Origin of the sequence: Olleya sp. R77988 (assembly GCF_044594215.1) — a bacterium.
GTDB lineage: Bacteria > Bacteroidota > Bacteroidia > Flavobacteriales > Flavobacteriaceae > Olleya.
In genome coordinates this window covers 912,531-925,845 of record NZ_CP138988.1, presented here as the reverse complement: position 1 = coordinate 925,845, position 13,315 = coordinate 912,531, and the positions used below count along the sequence as shown (strand labels likewise).

At 28.9% G+C, this 13,315-nt stretch carries 15 protein-coding genes; all 15 read right to left on the bottom strand.

What is annotated here, in order from left to right; all coding sequences use genetic code 11:
- Positions 1-29: 29 nt before the first annotated feature.
- The 15 genes from SJY17_RS04095 to SJY17_RS04025 all read right to left on the bottom strand — a co-directional run bounded on the left by SJY17_RS04095 (position 30) and on the right by SJY17_RS04025 (position 13,301).
- Positions 30-1,328, bottom strand: a complete 1,299-nt coding sequence (locus tag SJY17_RS04095; protein WP_397364203.1) for an O-antigen ligase family protein — start codon at positions 1,326-1,328, stop codon at positions 30-32.
- Positions 1,303-1,836 (bottom strand): hypothetical protein, encoded by a 534-nt coding sequence (locus SJY17_RS04090; protein ID WP_397364202.1) that lies wholly within the window; start codon positions 1,834-1,836, stop codon positions 1,303-1,305. The genes SJY17_RS04095 and SJY17_RS04090 overlap by 26 nt, the downstream gene beginning before the upstream one ends.
- A gap of 5 nt (positions 1,837-1,841) precedes the next feature.
- Complete coding sequence (locus SJY17_RS04085) at positions 1,842-2,369, bottom strand: hypothetical protein (RefSeq protein WP_397364201.1); 528 nt, start codon at positions 2,367-2,369, stop codon at positions 1,842-1,844.
- Between the two features lie 18 nt (positions 2,370-2,387).
- Positions 2,388-3,641 (bottom strand): sulfate adenylyltransferase subunit 1, encoded by a 1,254-nt coding sequence (locus tag SJY17_RS04080; RefSeq protein WP_397364200.1) that lies wholly within the window; start codon positions 3,639-3,641, stop codon positions 2,388-2,390.
- Between the two features lie 57 nt (positions 3,642-3,698).
- On the bottom strand, positions 3,699-4,604 hold the full coding sequence (gene cysD, locus SJY17_RS04075) for a sulfate adenylyltransferase subunit CysD (protein ID WP_397364199.1): 906 nt from the start codon (positions 4,602-4,604) through the stop codon (positions 3,699-3,701).
- 2 nt (positions 4,605-4,606) lie between these two features.
- Positions 4,607-5,200 carry an adenylyl-sulfate kinase gene (cysC, locus tag SJY17_RS04070; protein ID WP_397364198.1) on the bottom strand — a complete coding sequence of 198 codons (594 nt, stop codon included), beginning with the start codon at positions 5,198-5,200 and terminating at the stop codon, positions 4,607-4,609.
- A 29-nt stretch (positions 5,201-5,229) separates the two neighbouring features.
- Positions 5,230-5,682 carry a DUF2061 domain-containing protein gene (locus tag SJY17_RS04065; protein WP_397364197.1) on the bottom strand — a complete coding sequence of 151 codons (453 nt, stop codon included), beginning with the start codon at positions 5,680-5,682 and terminating at the stop codon, positions 5,230-5,232.
- 2 nt (positions 5,683-5,684) lie between these two features.
- Entirely contained in the window at positions 5,685-6,482 is a 798-nt protein-coding gene (gene cysQ / locus SJY17_RS04060) for a 3'(2'),5'-bisphosphate nucleotidase CysQ (protein WP_397364196.1), read from the bottom strand.
- Between the two features lie 100 nt (positions 6,483-6,582).
- The gene (locus SJY17_RS04055) at positions 6,583-7,848 is read right to left on the bottom strand and encodes a nucleotide sugar dehydrogenase (protein WP_397364195.1); all 1,266 of its coding nucleotides are present in this window, start codon (positions 7,846-7,848) and stop codon (positions 6,583-6,585) included.
- 19 nt (positions 7,849-7,867) lie between these two features.
- Positions 7,868-8,881, bottom strand: a complete 1,014-nt coding sequence (locus SJY17_RS04050) for an SDR family oxidoreductase (RefSeq protein ID WP_397364194.1) — start codon at positions 8,879-8,881, stop codon at positions 7,868-7,870.
- 16 nt (positions 8,882-8,897) lie between these two features.
- Positions 8,898-9,755: a dTDP-4-dehydrorhamnose reductase gene (gene rfbD, locus SJY17_RS04045; protein ID WP_397364192.1), complete on the bottom strand. Its 858-nt coding sequence runs from the start codon at positions 9,753-9,755 to the stop codon at positions 8,898-8,900.
- Positions 9,752-10,297: a dTDP-4-dehydrorhamnose 3,5-epimerase gene (gene rfbC / locus SJY17_RS04040; RefSeq protein ID WP_397364191.1), complete on the bottom strand. Its 546-nt coding sequence runs from the start codon at positions 10,295-10,297 to the stop codon at positions 9,752-9,754. Before rfbC ends, rfbD begins: the two co-directional genes overlap by 4 nt.
- 1 nt (position 10,298) lies before the next feature.
- A complete protein-coding gene (gene rfbA, locus SJY17_RS04035) occupies positions 10,299-11,165 on the bottom strand; it encodes a glucose-1-phosphate thymidylyltransferase RfbA (protein ID WP_397364190.1) in 867 nt (288 codons plus the stop codon).
- Positions 11,165-12,220, bottom strand: a complete 1,056-nt coding sequence (rfbB, locus tag SJY17_RS04030) for a dTDP-glucose 4,6-dehydratase (protein WP_397364189.1) — start codon at positions 12,218-12,220, stop codon at positions 11,165-11,167. The genes rfbA and rfbB overlap by 1 nt, the downstream gene beginning before the upstream one ends.
- Positions 12,171-13,301, bottom strand: coding sequence for a hypothetical protein (locus tag SJY17_RS04025; RefSeq protein ID WP_397364187.1), 1,131 nt, complete (start codon positions 13,299-13,301; stop codon positions 12,171-12,173). The genes rfbB and SJY17_RS04025 overlap by 50 nt, the downstream gene beginning before the upstream one ends.
- Positions 13,302-13,315 lie beyond the last annotated feature (14 nt).

The window sequence follows — 13,315 nt, the reverse complement described above, 5'->3', positions numbered from 1 at the left end:
TAAACTATGAATATTAACTAAACTTTTATTTAGGTGATGGTATTTAATTCTTTTGACTTGGTTAAAAAAGTATTAGGTACTGTAAAAATAAATAATGAGTAAAAAAACAATATAAAAGACAAACCAATATATCTAGTAAACATAGATTCTGTTACTAAATTAATAAGTGTAAGTATTAAAAAAGAATTTGCAATTAACTTCATTTTTTTATTCTCATATGCTTGTACTTTACGATATAATTGAAAAAACATAAAACTAACTAATATTAGCCCAATTACACCTGTTTCAATTAGGGTTTGAAGGTATCCATTATGTGCATTCAAATTTTTATTTAAAATAGGTTCTGCATAATAACCTGCTAATTGATACTTTCTGTTTAATTCTTTTTGAGCTTTATTATAACCTAGTCCAAAAATTAGTTTTTGTTTATCAATATTTTTAATCGAATTCCAAATGGCTAATCTTTCGTTTACACGAATAAAATATCTATTTTCTTCTTCTACATCATCTGTATTAAATGCTTCATATAGATTAGATAATCGGTCTTTTCCTAAATATAATATAGAGACTAGCAATAAAGACACTAATACAATAAAATGTTTTTTTTCGATTTTTGTCTTTATAAATAAAATAATGAAAACACCTAAAAGGATTAAGCCCATTTCACTAAACACAAGAATTATAGATATAAATAGTAATGCTATAAAAAACATGTTTAATTTACTTTTGCTTTCTAAAAAATAGATAATAATAATTGCAAAAGTATAATACATTGCTGCGTAAAGGGTTTGTATATTAAACGCAAAATTGTTTCCTAAAAAGTGATGTGTTTGCAAAGGTAATTCTTCTAATAACGTAATGTCTTGGACGCCTTTTGATAAACTATATGGATAAAACTTAAATGGATTAAATTGAAAAGACCTAAAAAAAGCATATAATATAGATATTATACATGCTGCAATACAACCGTACACAAATGATTTTAAAATATTAACTAGTTGTTTTTTAGAAACCTTTATCGTCCCTAAAATAATTGGCATAGCCAAAAAAGATGCTTTTTGCTCAAATAAATTAAATCCTATTTGGTATGAGTCCCTATAATAGGCTATAGCATATAATAAGAATATAAGTATTAAAGGAAAAAACGCTTTTAAGTTTTTAAACTTTTTTAATTCAAACAATGCCAAAAAGACATTTATTAAAATTAAAATCGTAGAGATTTTTTCATTAATTGGTAAAAAAAAGGCAAGAAGTATTAAGAAATAATATCTAGCGCTTTTAAAAGATATTAAAACTGCTTGATTATCTATATGTGTGTTTTTTAACAATAGGTTTAAAGGTAATTACTGGTGAGTGTAAGTTGTTTATCCGTTTTGTTTTTAAAGTATGTGTTGTTTTATCAAAGGACACATATTTATTTAATGTAAAATACTTTATTATATCTTTTTGATTAATAACAAATGTGTTTTGATCAAAATTTAACTTAACTTTTTTTAAAACTATCTCTTTCTCTTCTTCATTTCCTAAACCAATTGAAATTGATTTTGGCCTACCTTTAATTGGCATTTGAAAACTTAGCTTTTGAAGTTTGCTTTTTGATATAATATGCTTGTTTATTGTTAAATCTATTAGTTGTTCCTTAAATAATGTTTTATTAAAAATCATCCTTAAAACATCATCTTTATTAGATATATATTCTATATCAATTGACAAAGTGTGTTTTAAATTATTAATAGCATTTGTACTATCAATTTGCTGATTTTTATTATCATCTTGACAAGATACTATACTTAAAAAGAATAATATAAATATGCTATTTAATAGACTTTTACACATTAAAATTAAATACCAAATAGTTTTTTAACACGCCCTTTTTTAAGTGTCATTACAGGAGAATGTTTACCATCAATAGCAACTGTTTGAATGGTACTATTTTCTGCATCATATTTAATAAACTTATTAAAAGAGAAAAAATTATCTAATTTAGATCCATCTATTTTAAATGTAACATCTCCAAAATTAATAGCCATATTATTAACTTTTAAAGTCTTTACTTTTTTACCAAGCTTTAATTGGATTACAGTAGTTATGTAATCTCCAATCATTTCAAAATTAAAATCTTTTGAAGGTGTGTTTGGGTTTAATTTTTCTGTAATAATATAGTTTCCATCTCTATTATTTTGTAATTCAATTTTATTAAAAACAACTTGAATAATATCAGATGAATTAGTTTCGCAATTAAGCTTTAAATTAAGTTTATTGACTTCTTTAGCCTGTTTAACTTCTTTTACTGGCAAAGGTTTTGGGTCTTCTTTTTTACAACTTACCATTAAAGTAACACAAAATAAAGCTAATATGATTTTTTTCATTTTATAAGTAATTTTTTATTAAACTATCATTCCTGCTGCAACGGTTTCATTTGTAGCATCATCAACAAGAATAATACTTCCAGTTGTTCTGTTTTCTCTGTAAGCATCTACCATTAAAGGCTTTGTTGTACGTATTTTAACCTTACAAATATCATTCATGTTAAGCTCTTTATCGTCATTTATACGCTCTAGAGTGTTAATATTATATTTGTAAACTACTTCTTTTATCATTGCTTTTTGATCGTTAGAAGTATGTTTTATAGTATACTTTGCTCTTGGTTTTGCTGCTGCATTATTTAACCAACATAACATTACCTCAATATCTTGTGATGCTTCTGGTTTGTTATTAGAACGTACAATCATGTCTCCTCTACTAATATCTATATCATCTTCTAATGTTATAGAAACAGACATTGGAGCATAAGCTTCTTCTAATTCTTTATCTAGTGTATCAATCGCTTTAATTTTAGAAGTAAATCCTGAAGGCATTACTGTTACTTCATCTCCTTTTCTAAAAATTCCACTTGCCACACGTCCTGCATAACCTCTATAATCTATAAAACCTTCACGTTGTGGTCTAAGTACTGTTTGTACAGGAAAACGAGCGTCTACCTTATTAATATCGCTACTAATATGCATAGTTTCTAAAGTATGTAGCATTGGTGCGCCTTGATACCAATCCATATTTTTAGATTTATTTACCACATTGTCTCCATTTAAGGCACTCATTGGGATAAAACGCACATCAGTAACTAACATCTTAGAAGAAATATCTTCAAATTGTCTAATGATATCATTGTAAACTTTTTCAGAATAGTCTACTAAATCCATTTTATTAACACAAACAATAATGTGTGGTATTTGTAATAAAGATGCTATAAAAGCATGTCTTTTTGTTTGTTCTATTACACCATGTCTTGCATCTATTAAAATAGTTGCAACGTTAGCTGTAGATGCTCCTGTAACCATGTTACGCGTGTACTGTATGTGTCCTGGAGTATCTGCTATTATAAACTTACGCTTGGGTGTTGTAAAGTATCTGTATGCAACATCTATGGTAATACCTTGTTCTCGTTCATCACGCAAACCATCTGTAAATAAGGCTAAATCTACACCTTCATGACCTTTCTTTTTACTTGTATTTGTAATAGATTCTAATTGATCTTCAAATATAGATTTAGAATCATATAGTAAACGACCTATTAGTGTACTTTTTCCGTCATCTACACTTCCTGCTGTTGTAAAACGTAATAATTGATTGTTATCTAACATTTTTTGTTTTTTATTTAATAAATTCTTGTTTTACAAGAATTACAAATTTTTTATTTTCTAGAAATATCCTTGGCGCTTTCTGTCTTCCATTGCAGATTCAGAACGCTTATCATCACTTCTGTTTCCTCTTTCTGTGTTACGCATTCCTGCAACTTCTACAGCAATTTTTTCAAGTGTATCTGCTTCCGATTCGTCTCCTCCTGTAATAGTAATATCACCTAAAGTTCTAAAACGTATCTTTTTAGTTACTACTTCCTCATGATCTTCTAGTATTAAAAATTCTGAATTAGGAATCCATGTGTTTTGTCTCCAAACCACCTCGCGTTCATGTGCAAAGTATAATGATGGTATAGCAATATTTTCTCTTTTTATATAGTTCCAAACATCCATTTCTGTCCAGTTACTAATTGGGAATGCTCTAAAATGTTCTCCTTCAAAATGTTTTCCATTAAAGATATTCCATAATTCTGGTCTTTGGTTTTTAGGATCCCATTGTCCAAAATCATCTCTATGAGAGAAGAAACGTTCTTTTGCTCTTGCTTTTTCTTCATCACGTCTTCCTCCTCCAATTGCACAATCTACTTTATTTGCTTCAATAGCATCTAAAAGCGTTGTTATTTGAAGTGCGTTACGTGTTGCATTTTTACCTTTTTCTTCTGCTACTCTTCCGTCATCAATAGATTCTTGTACAGAACCAACAATTAACTCCACGCCTAATTCTTTTATAACATCGTCTCTAAATTGAATAGTTTCAGGGAAATTGTGACCTGTATCTACATGCATTAATGGAAATGGTATTTTTGCTGGATAAAATGCTTTTTTAGCTAAATGTGTTACTAAAATAGAATCTTTTCCTCCAGAAAATAAAATTACTGGGTTTTCAAATTGTGCCCAAACTTCACGTAAAACAAAGATTGCTTCACTTTCTAATTCGTCTAAATAATTTAAGTAATATTTACTCATTTCTATAAGTTTAATTTAGGTTTTATATAGCTCAAGATGTATTGAACTGCTTCTTCCACCGTTTTTTCTTCTGTTTTAATTTCTATATCTGGATTTTCTGGCGCTTCATAAGGCGCAGAAATTCCGGTCATGTTTTTTATTTCTCCTGCTCTTGCTTTTTTATAAAGCCCTTTTACATCTCTTCTCTCACACTCCTCTACACTAGTGTTTATGAAAACTTCAACAAAGTTAACACCTTTAACTATATTTTTAATGTTTTCCCTATCTTTTTTGTAGGGTGAGACAAATGCTGCTAGAACAACTAATCCAGAATCTATCATTAGATTAGCAATTTCTGCAATCCTTCTAATATTCTCTGTCCTATCTTCTGGAGCAAAGGTTAGGTCTTTATTTATACCTTTTCTAATATTATCTCCATCAAGTGTATAGGTTTTTACACCTAATTTATATAATTCTTGTTCTACAACATTAGCAATTGTTGATTTTCCAGAACCTGAAAGGCCTGTAAACCATAATAAAAAAGATTTATGATTATTGTTTTCTTGTCTATCTGATTTTGAAACTTGATAGTTGTGTGGAATAATATTCTCTTTCATTTTATAATAACAATTCTTTTTTGTGTTTCTTATTTTCTACCTAAAAAAAAGTTTCTGATTTTTCCTAATGGTAGTTTTAACCATATTTTTTCGTGTATATAATATAATACAAATTTGGTAAATAATTCTATAAGTGTAATATAAAGTGCAACTTCATTAAACCCATTTAAAATGATTCCTGAAATTATAAAAGTCGTTGTAGTGGCAACAATTCTCCATGAAATGGATTTATATAAGATTTCTTTATTGGTTGTGGCTTGTTTACCTAAATATCTTAACCATATTCTTTCATGAAAATAAAAAATAGCTAGTTTTAATAAAAACTCTGATGCGCCTATTTTTAAAGCGTCATCAAGACTACATTCTCCTAACATACACGTTACAAAAAGAACTACTAAAATAGTGTCTGCTAACGCAATAAAACGCCAAGAAACACCTTTTAGGATGCTACGTATATGTGATGATTTTTTTAGCTTGGCCATGTTTAGTTTTTAGATACTAAAAACCATGGGTTTAATAGGTTTTCTTTATTATATAAAAGTGATTTATTGGTTTTTTGAGAAATCACATCTATACCTACTGCATTACAAATGGCTTGTCCTGCAGCTGTGTCCCACTCCATAGTTGGTGCAAATCTTGGATAGACGTCAGCATTACCTTCTGCTACTAAACAAAATTTTAATGAGCTTCCTTTTGAAACTACCTCAACGTCTTTTCCTTCTTTTTTAATAGTTTCAACAAAATCTAGTGTTTCTTGACTCATGTGTGAGCGACTACCCACTACTTGTACTGGATTAGATTTAGGTCCTTTTGGTTGTAATTTTTTTGAAGATGACATTACTTCTTCAAGAGAAGCGTCGTGTGAATTTAACTGTGATTTAAAGGCTTCTTTAGTCGTTACGTTTGCCACATAAATGGTTTTTGTTGCTGGTACATAAATAACACCTAACTCTGGCTTACCATTTGTTACCAAAGCAATGTTTACTGTAAATTCTCCATTGCGTTTAATAAACTCTTTTGTTCCGTCCACAGGGTCAACAACCCAACAAGTTGTCCAGTTTTTTCTTGAAGAATAATCTGTTTGCTTGTTTTCTTCACTTATAATAGGAAACGCTGTATTAACTAAGTAAGAGTTTATTACATCATTTGCTTTTTTATCTGCTTCTGTTAGTGGTGATTTATCGTCTTTTATTTCAATATTAAAAGAGGTATCATAGACTTCCATGATAACTTTCCCTGCTTTTAAACTAGCTTCAACAGCTATTTGTAGGTTTTTATTCATTAAAATTGATTTATGGCTAAACTTTTAGTTTATAATTAGTCAAATATATTGATTTTGAGCCTTATACTTATTAAGATGTGTTTTGTTTTATTAAATTTATTTATAATCTTCCGTTTATATCTTTTTTATTTAAAGTGCCTTTAACGTCATAAACCACTGATTTTTGTTTTTTAAATTTGCTAAGATTTAGATTTTTAAATTCATTATGGCTAACAGTGTGTACTATTGCGTCGTATTTTTTTTCTTCAATTTTTGAAATTAAATCTACTTTAAGTTTATTGTTTACTTCTTCTTTTGATGCCCATGGATCATAAACATCAACACTCATATTAAAGGCTGTTAATGAGTTATATACATCTATAGCTTTAGAGTTTCTGATATCTGGACAATTTTCTTTAAATGTTATTCCTAACATTAGGACCTTAGCATTTTTTATGGCTATGTCATTTTTAACCATTAGCTTAAGCACTTGGGTTGCTACGTATTCTCCCATACTGTCATTTAAGCGTCTTCCTGCTAATAATATTTCAGGGTGATACCCTACTTCTTGAGCTTTTTGAGCTAAATAATAAGGGTCTACTCCTATACAGTGTCCTCCAACTAAACCTGGTTTAAATGGTAAAAAATTCCATTTAGTCGCTGCAGCTTCAAGGACAGCATGTGTATCAATATCTAACTTATTAAAGATTTTAGCTAACTCGTTAACAAACGCAATATTAATATCTCTTTGTGCATTTTCAATAACTTTTGCTGCTTCTGCTACTTTAATTGAAGGTGCTAAGTGTGTACCTGCTGTTATAATAGATGCATATAAATTATTTACTCTTTCTCCAATTTCTGGTGTTGATCCAGAGGTTACTTTTTTAATTTTGGTAACAGTTCTATTTTTATCTCCTGGATTAATACGTTCTGGAGAATAACCACAATAAAAATCTTTATTAAACTTTAAACTACTTTCCCTTTCCAATATTGGAACACATTCGTCCTCTGTTACACCTGGATAAACAGTCGATTCGTAAATAACAATGTCTCCTTTTTTTAAGAGTTTACCAATTGTTTTAGAGGACTCTATTAAAGGTGTTAAAATTGGTCTGTTGTTTTTGTCTACAGGTGTTGGTACTGTTACTATAAAGATGTTGGCAGATGACATATCAGATTTATTATTAGTAAATAACAAGGTGTTATTCAATAACACTCCTTCTAACTCTGATTTTGAGACTTCTAAAGTATTGTCTTCTCCTGATTGTAATTCGTTTATTCTAATTTGATTAATATCAAACCCTACAACGCTATACTTTTTAGCAAATTCTACCGCTAAAGGTAACCCAACGTAACCCAGACCTATTATTGCTATTTTATCTTTCATTTATTCTTTGATTAATCAACTAAGCTTCTTTGTTTTTAGTATAAAACCAAGAAGTAGTTAACTCTATACCTTTATTAAACTTAAATTTAGGATTATAACCTATAAGTTTTGATGCTTTAGAGATGTCTGCTAAAGAGTGTTTTACATCTCCTGCCCTTTCTTCTCCATTATTAATTCTGCTATTTGAGACTACTCCTGCTTTTTTAAGGTTTTTAATTATTGCTTCTGTTAATTGGTTTAAATTAATCCGTTCTCCACAAGCAACATTAAAAATTTGATTTACAGCTTCTCTATTATTTGTTAATGCAGATTTTATATTTGCTTGAACAACATTTTCTATAAAAGTAAAGTCTCTAGAGTGTTCTCCATCTCCATTTATAACAACCTCTTCGTTTTTAAACATTTTACCAATAAATTTTGGTATTACAGCAGCGTAAGCTCCATTTGGATCTTGTTTAGGTCCAAAAACATTAAAATATCTTAATCCAATTGTTTCTAAACCATAAGTTTTATAAAACACATCAGCATATAACTCATTCACATACTTTGTTACTGCATAAGGTGATAATGGTTTACCTATATTGTCTTCTGTTTTTGGTAAAGTTGGACTGTCTCCATAAGTACTTGATGATGCTGCATAGACAACTCTTTTTACTGAGCTAGATTCTTTTGCAGCAACTAATATGTTTAAAAAACCATTTACGTTTGCGTTATTAGAGGCAATTGGATTGTTTATTGATCTTGGCACAGACCCTAAAGCTGCTTGATGCAAAACATAGTCTACGTTTTGCATAGCGTTTTGGCAATCTTGTAAATTGGTAATATCCCCTTCTATAAAAGTGAAGTTTTTATAAGACATAAAAGGTTTTAGATTACTTAGTTTTCCTGTTGCTAAGTTGTCTAATACTAGTACTTTTTTAGCGCTATATTTTAGTAGATACTCAACCAAATTTGATCCGATAAATCCTGCTCCTCCTGTAACTAAAAAGGATGTATTTGATAAATCTTGTACGTGATATTTTTCTGAGTACATTTTTTAAAATTTAGTATTAAAGATAAGTTGTTTTAATATGATTTTCTAAACTTTGTTTCCAATCTAGAATCTTTATATCAAATACTGTGCTAATTTTAGTTTTATCCAGTACACTATATTCTGGTCTTTTTGCTTTTGTCACAAATGCTTCTGATGTTACTGGGTTAACTTTTATTATTGTCTTAGAAAAGTTAAAAATAGCCTGAGCAAAATCATACCAGGTTGTCTCACCTAAGTTACTAAAATGGTATGAACCATACTCTTTTTTATTACTGTTTACTATTTTAATAATTGCTTCAGCTAAGTCATTAGCATTTGTTGGTGTTCCTTTTTGGTCATTTACAACATTTAGCTCGTCTTTTTCAGAAGCTAAACGCAACATTGTTTTTACAAAATTGTTTTTATACTCAGAATATAACCAAGAGGTCCTTATAATATAATGGTTTTCTAAAACTTCTCTTATTACTCCTTCTCCTTTTAATTTTGTTGCTCCATAAACACCCGTTGGATTGGTTTTATCACTTTCTTTATAGGGTGTTTTTTTGGTTCCATCAAAAACAAAATCTGTTGAAATATGTATTAATGTAACATTAAACTCTTGACAAGCTTCTGCTAAGTTTTTACTACCTATAACATTTATATTAGTAGCGGTTTCAATGTTATCTTCAGCAGCATCTACTGCTGTATATGCAGCACAATTTATACAATAATCAAAGTTTGTTTTTTTAAAAATTGATTTAACTTGGTTTGCATTAGTTATATCTAAAATTTTACTGTCTAAAAAAACAAAATCTAAGCTATTTGTAAGTTTAGATTTGGTTTTAAAACAGTGTCCTAATTGTCCATTAGCTCCTGTTATAAGAATTTTTTTCATTTGAATAATTCTTTAACTGTTGGGAGTATTTTATCTTTTTCTGAAATTATAAACTCTTCAGGTTTAAGTTGCCAGTTTATATTTAAGTCTAGATCATTATAAATTAAACCTCCTTCTGAAGCTTTATTATACCAATTATCACATTTGTAATTAAATACAGCTGTTTCGCTTAATACTATATAGCCATGAGCAAAACCTCTTGGGACAAATAATTGTTTTTTATTATCTGCTGATAACTCAATTGCAATATGTTTTAAAAATGTTTTTGATTTTGGTCTTAAGTCTACAGCAACATCAATAACAACGCCTTGAGTTACTCTAACTAATTTTGCCTGAGCGTGTTTGTCTTTTTGAAAATGGAGTCCTCTTAAAGCTCCTTTTTTAGAAAAGGCTTCATTGTCTTGAACAAAGTTAACATTTTGATTTATTAATTTATCAAATGTGTTTTTGTTATAGCTTTCAAAAAAGTACCCTCTATCATCTTTATAAATAGTTGGTTCTAGAATGTAACAGTCTTTAAGTAAAGTTTCTGTTGCTTTCATCTTATTCTTTATTTACAAGGCTAATTAAATGCTCTCCATAACCACTTTTTAAAAGCGGTGTTGCTAAGTCAATTAGTTGTTGTTTAGAAATAAAACCACTTGTATAAGCAGCTTCTTCTATAGCTCCAATTTTTAATCCTTGACGCTCTTCAATAACTTGAACAAATTGTGATGCTTGCATTAGCGAGTTAAATGTTCCTGTGTCTAACCAAGCTGTTCCTTTGTCCAATATAGAGACTTGAAGTTTTCCTTGTTTTAAATATTCTTTGTTTATGTCTGTAATTTCTAGTTCTCCTCTGTGACTTGGTTTAATGTTTTTTGCAATTTCTATAACATTATTATCATAAAAATAAATCCCAGGAACTGCATAATTTGATTTAGGATTCTCTGGTTTTTCTTCTATCGCTAAAGCTTTTCCGTTTTGATCAAAATTTACAACACCATATCGTTCTGGATCAGTTACATGATAAGCATAAACAATTCCTCCATCTGGATTATTATTAGACTTTAATAGGTCTGATAATCCTGTTCCATAAAAAATATTATCCCCTAAGATTAAGGCTACTTTGTCTTTTCCTACAAAATCTGCTCCTATAATAAAGGCTTCTGCTAGTCCATTAGGTGCGTCTTGTACTGCGTATTGAAAATTACAACCTAATTGACTACCATTGCCTAATAATTGCTTGAAAAGCGGTAAGTGTTCTGGTGTAGAAATGATTAAAATATCACTTATACCAGCATGCATTAACGTTGATAAAGGGTAGTAAATCATTGGCTTATCATAGATAGGCATTAGTTGTTTACTTAACACTTTTGTTAATGGGTGAAGTCGTGTTCCTGATCCTCCTGCTAGTATAATCCCTTTCATTAATTATTATATTTTTCTAGGTACCAATCTATTGTTTTTCTTATTCCAGATTCAAAATCTTCATCTGCTTTCCATCCTAAATCATTTTCAATTTTAGTTGCATCTATTGCGTATCTAAAATCATGTCCTGGTCTGTCTTTTACAAATGTAATTTGTTCTTTATAAGATTTTGAACTTGGCTTAATATCGTCTAAGATGGAACAAATTGTATCTACTATATATAGATTGTTACGTTCGTTTCTTCCTCCTATATTATACGTTTCTCCTGCTTTACCTGTTTTATAAACTAAATCAATTCCTTTACAATGGTCTAACACATACAACCAGTCTCTAATGTTTTTACCATCTCCATAAATTGGAATATTTTCTCCTGAAATTGCTTTTCTAATAATAGTTGGTATTAGTTTTTCATTATGTTGTTTTGGTCCATAATTATTAGAACAATTAGTTGTAACCACGTTCATACCATAGGTGTGAAAATAACTACGGACTATAAAATCTGAAGCTGCTTTAGATGCACTATATGGACTATTAGGAGCATAATGGGTATCTTCTGTAAATAAACCTATTTCTCCTAATGTTCCATAAACCTCATCTGTTGAAATATGATGAAATCTATTATTTTCACAGCCTTCTTTAGTTTGAAATGGTGCTTCCATCCAATGTTGTTTTGCAACATCAATAAGATTAAATGTACCTGTAATATTCGTATCAATAAATGCTCCTGGATTAGTAATTGAATTATCTACATGAGACTCTGCAGCAAAATGAATCACTCCATTAAATTGGTGCTTATCAAATAAACCTTCAATTAAAACTCTATCACAAATATCCCCTTTTACAAATGTATAATTAGGATTACTTTCAATTTGGGTTAAGTTAGATAAATCTCCTGCATAAGTAAGATTGTCTAAATTAACTAAATGAATATTTGGATTAGACTCTAAAAAGTAAGGCACAAAATTAGAGCCTATAAAACCTGCTCCTCCTGTGACTAAAACTGATTTATTTGTTAGTGTTTTTTTCAAAAAGTTTTTCTTTTGTTCCAAATTCATTTAACTTTTTAACAAGTCCTAATTCTCTAATTATTAAAATTAAAACAATTAAACCAATTAAATATAAAGCCACTTTTATTGGGCTTCTTATATTTTCACTATCAATTGTGTAAGCTGATGAAAAATCTTTTTGAAGGACAAATATATCTTCTTTCTTTTTTAATTCGTCTTCAATTTCATTGATCTTAATTTTTAAATTTTTAGAATCTAAAAACAAATCGTATTCCTTAGTATTAATTCTATCCTTTTTATTATCTAAATTTACGTTTATTGTAGGTTTATCAGAAATGGTATTATCATTATTAATTATACCATAATAATCTTTTAATAATTTAAAATACTCTGATTGAAGTGTGTCAGACTCTTCTACCAATTTTGTATAAAGTTCCTTTTTTCTTATAATTGCTTCTACCTCGTCTTTTTTTAAATCTTCAAAATATTTGTTTTTAAGAAGGGAGTTTAAAATATAACTAGATAAACCTTCATAGATATTTGGGTCTTTTGAATTGATATTTATAGATTGTATTTCAAAATCTTCTAAATTTTGTTGAGCTATAAACTCTTCATAAGTAATATCATTTTCAAGAATTGAATCTAAAGACTTTTTAAAACTAACATAGTCTTTTATTAAAAAATTCTTATTTGCATTATGCGATATATTAATACTTAAAATATTAGAAGCAACATTTAATGGTATTCCTAACTCTCTGGACAATGCTACAGAGTCTTGCGCTGCTGCATAAGCATTAAAAGCAGAAATGTTACGATATAAAATTTTTCCGGTTTTAAAATTTTGTTTTAACAGTAAATTTGAACTATAAATTGTTGGTTTATTGCTGTTTAAATAAAAAACTACACCAAAAATAATTATAGCAGGTAAAGCAACTAGCGCTAAGTTTTTTCTAATTAAATTAGTTATGAATAATAAAAAGATTAAAAGTCTCTCACCCAAACTAAATGCTAACTTATAAAGCGCAGATAGAAATTTTCCAATTTTCTTGAAAACTCTCTCAAAAGCTGAAAAAACAAACATGATGTCAACCTCTCCTGATTTATTGTTATTTGGTAACTCTTTACTCATGATTTTTAGTTTAA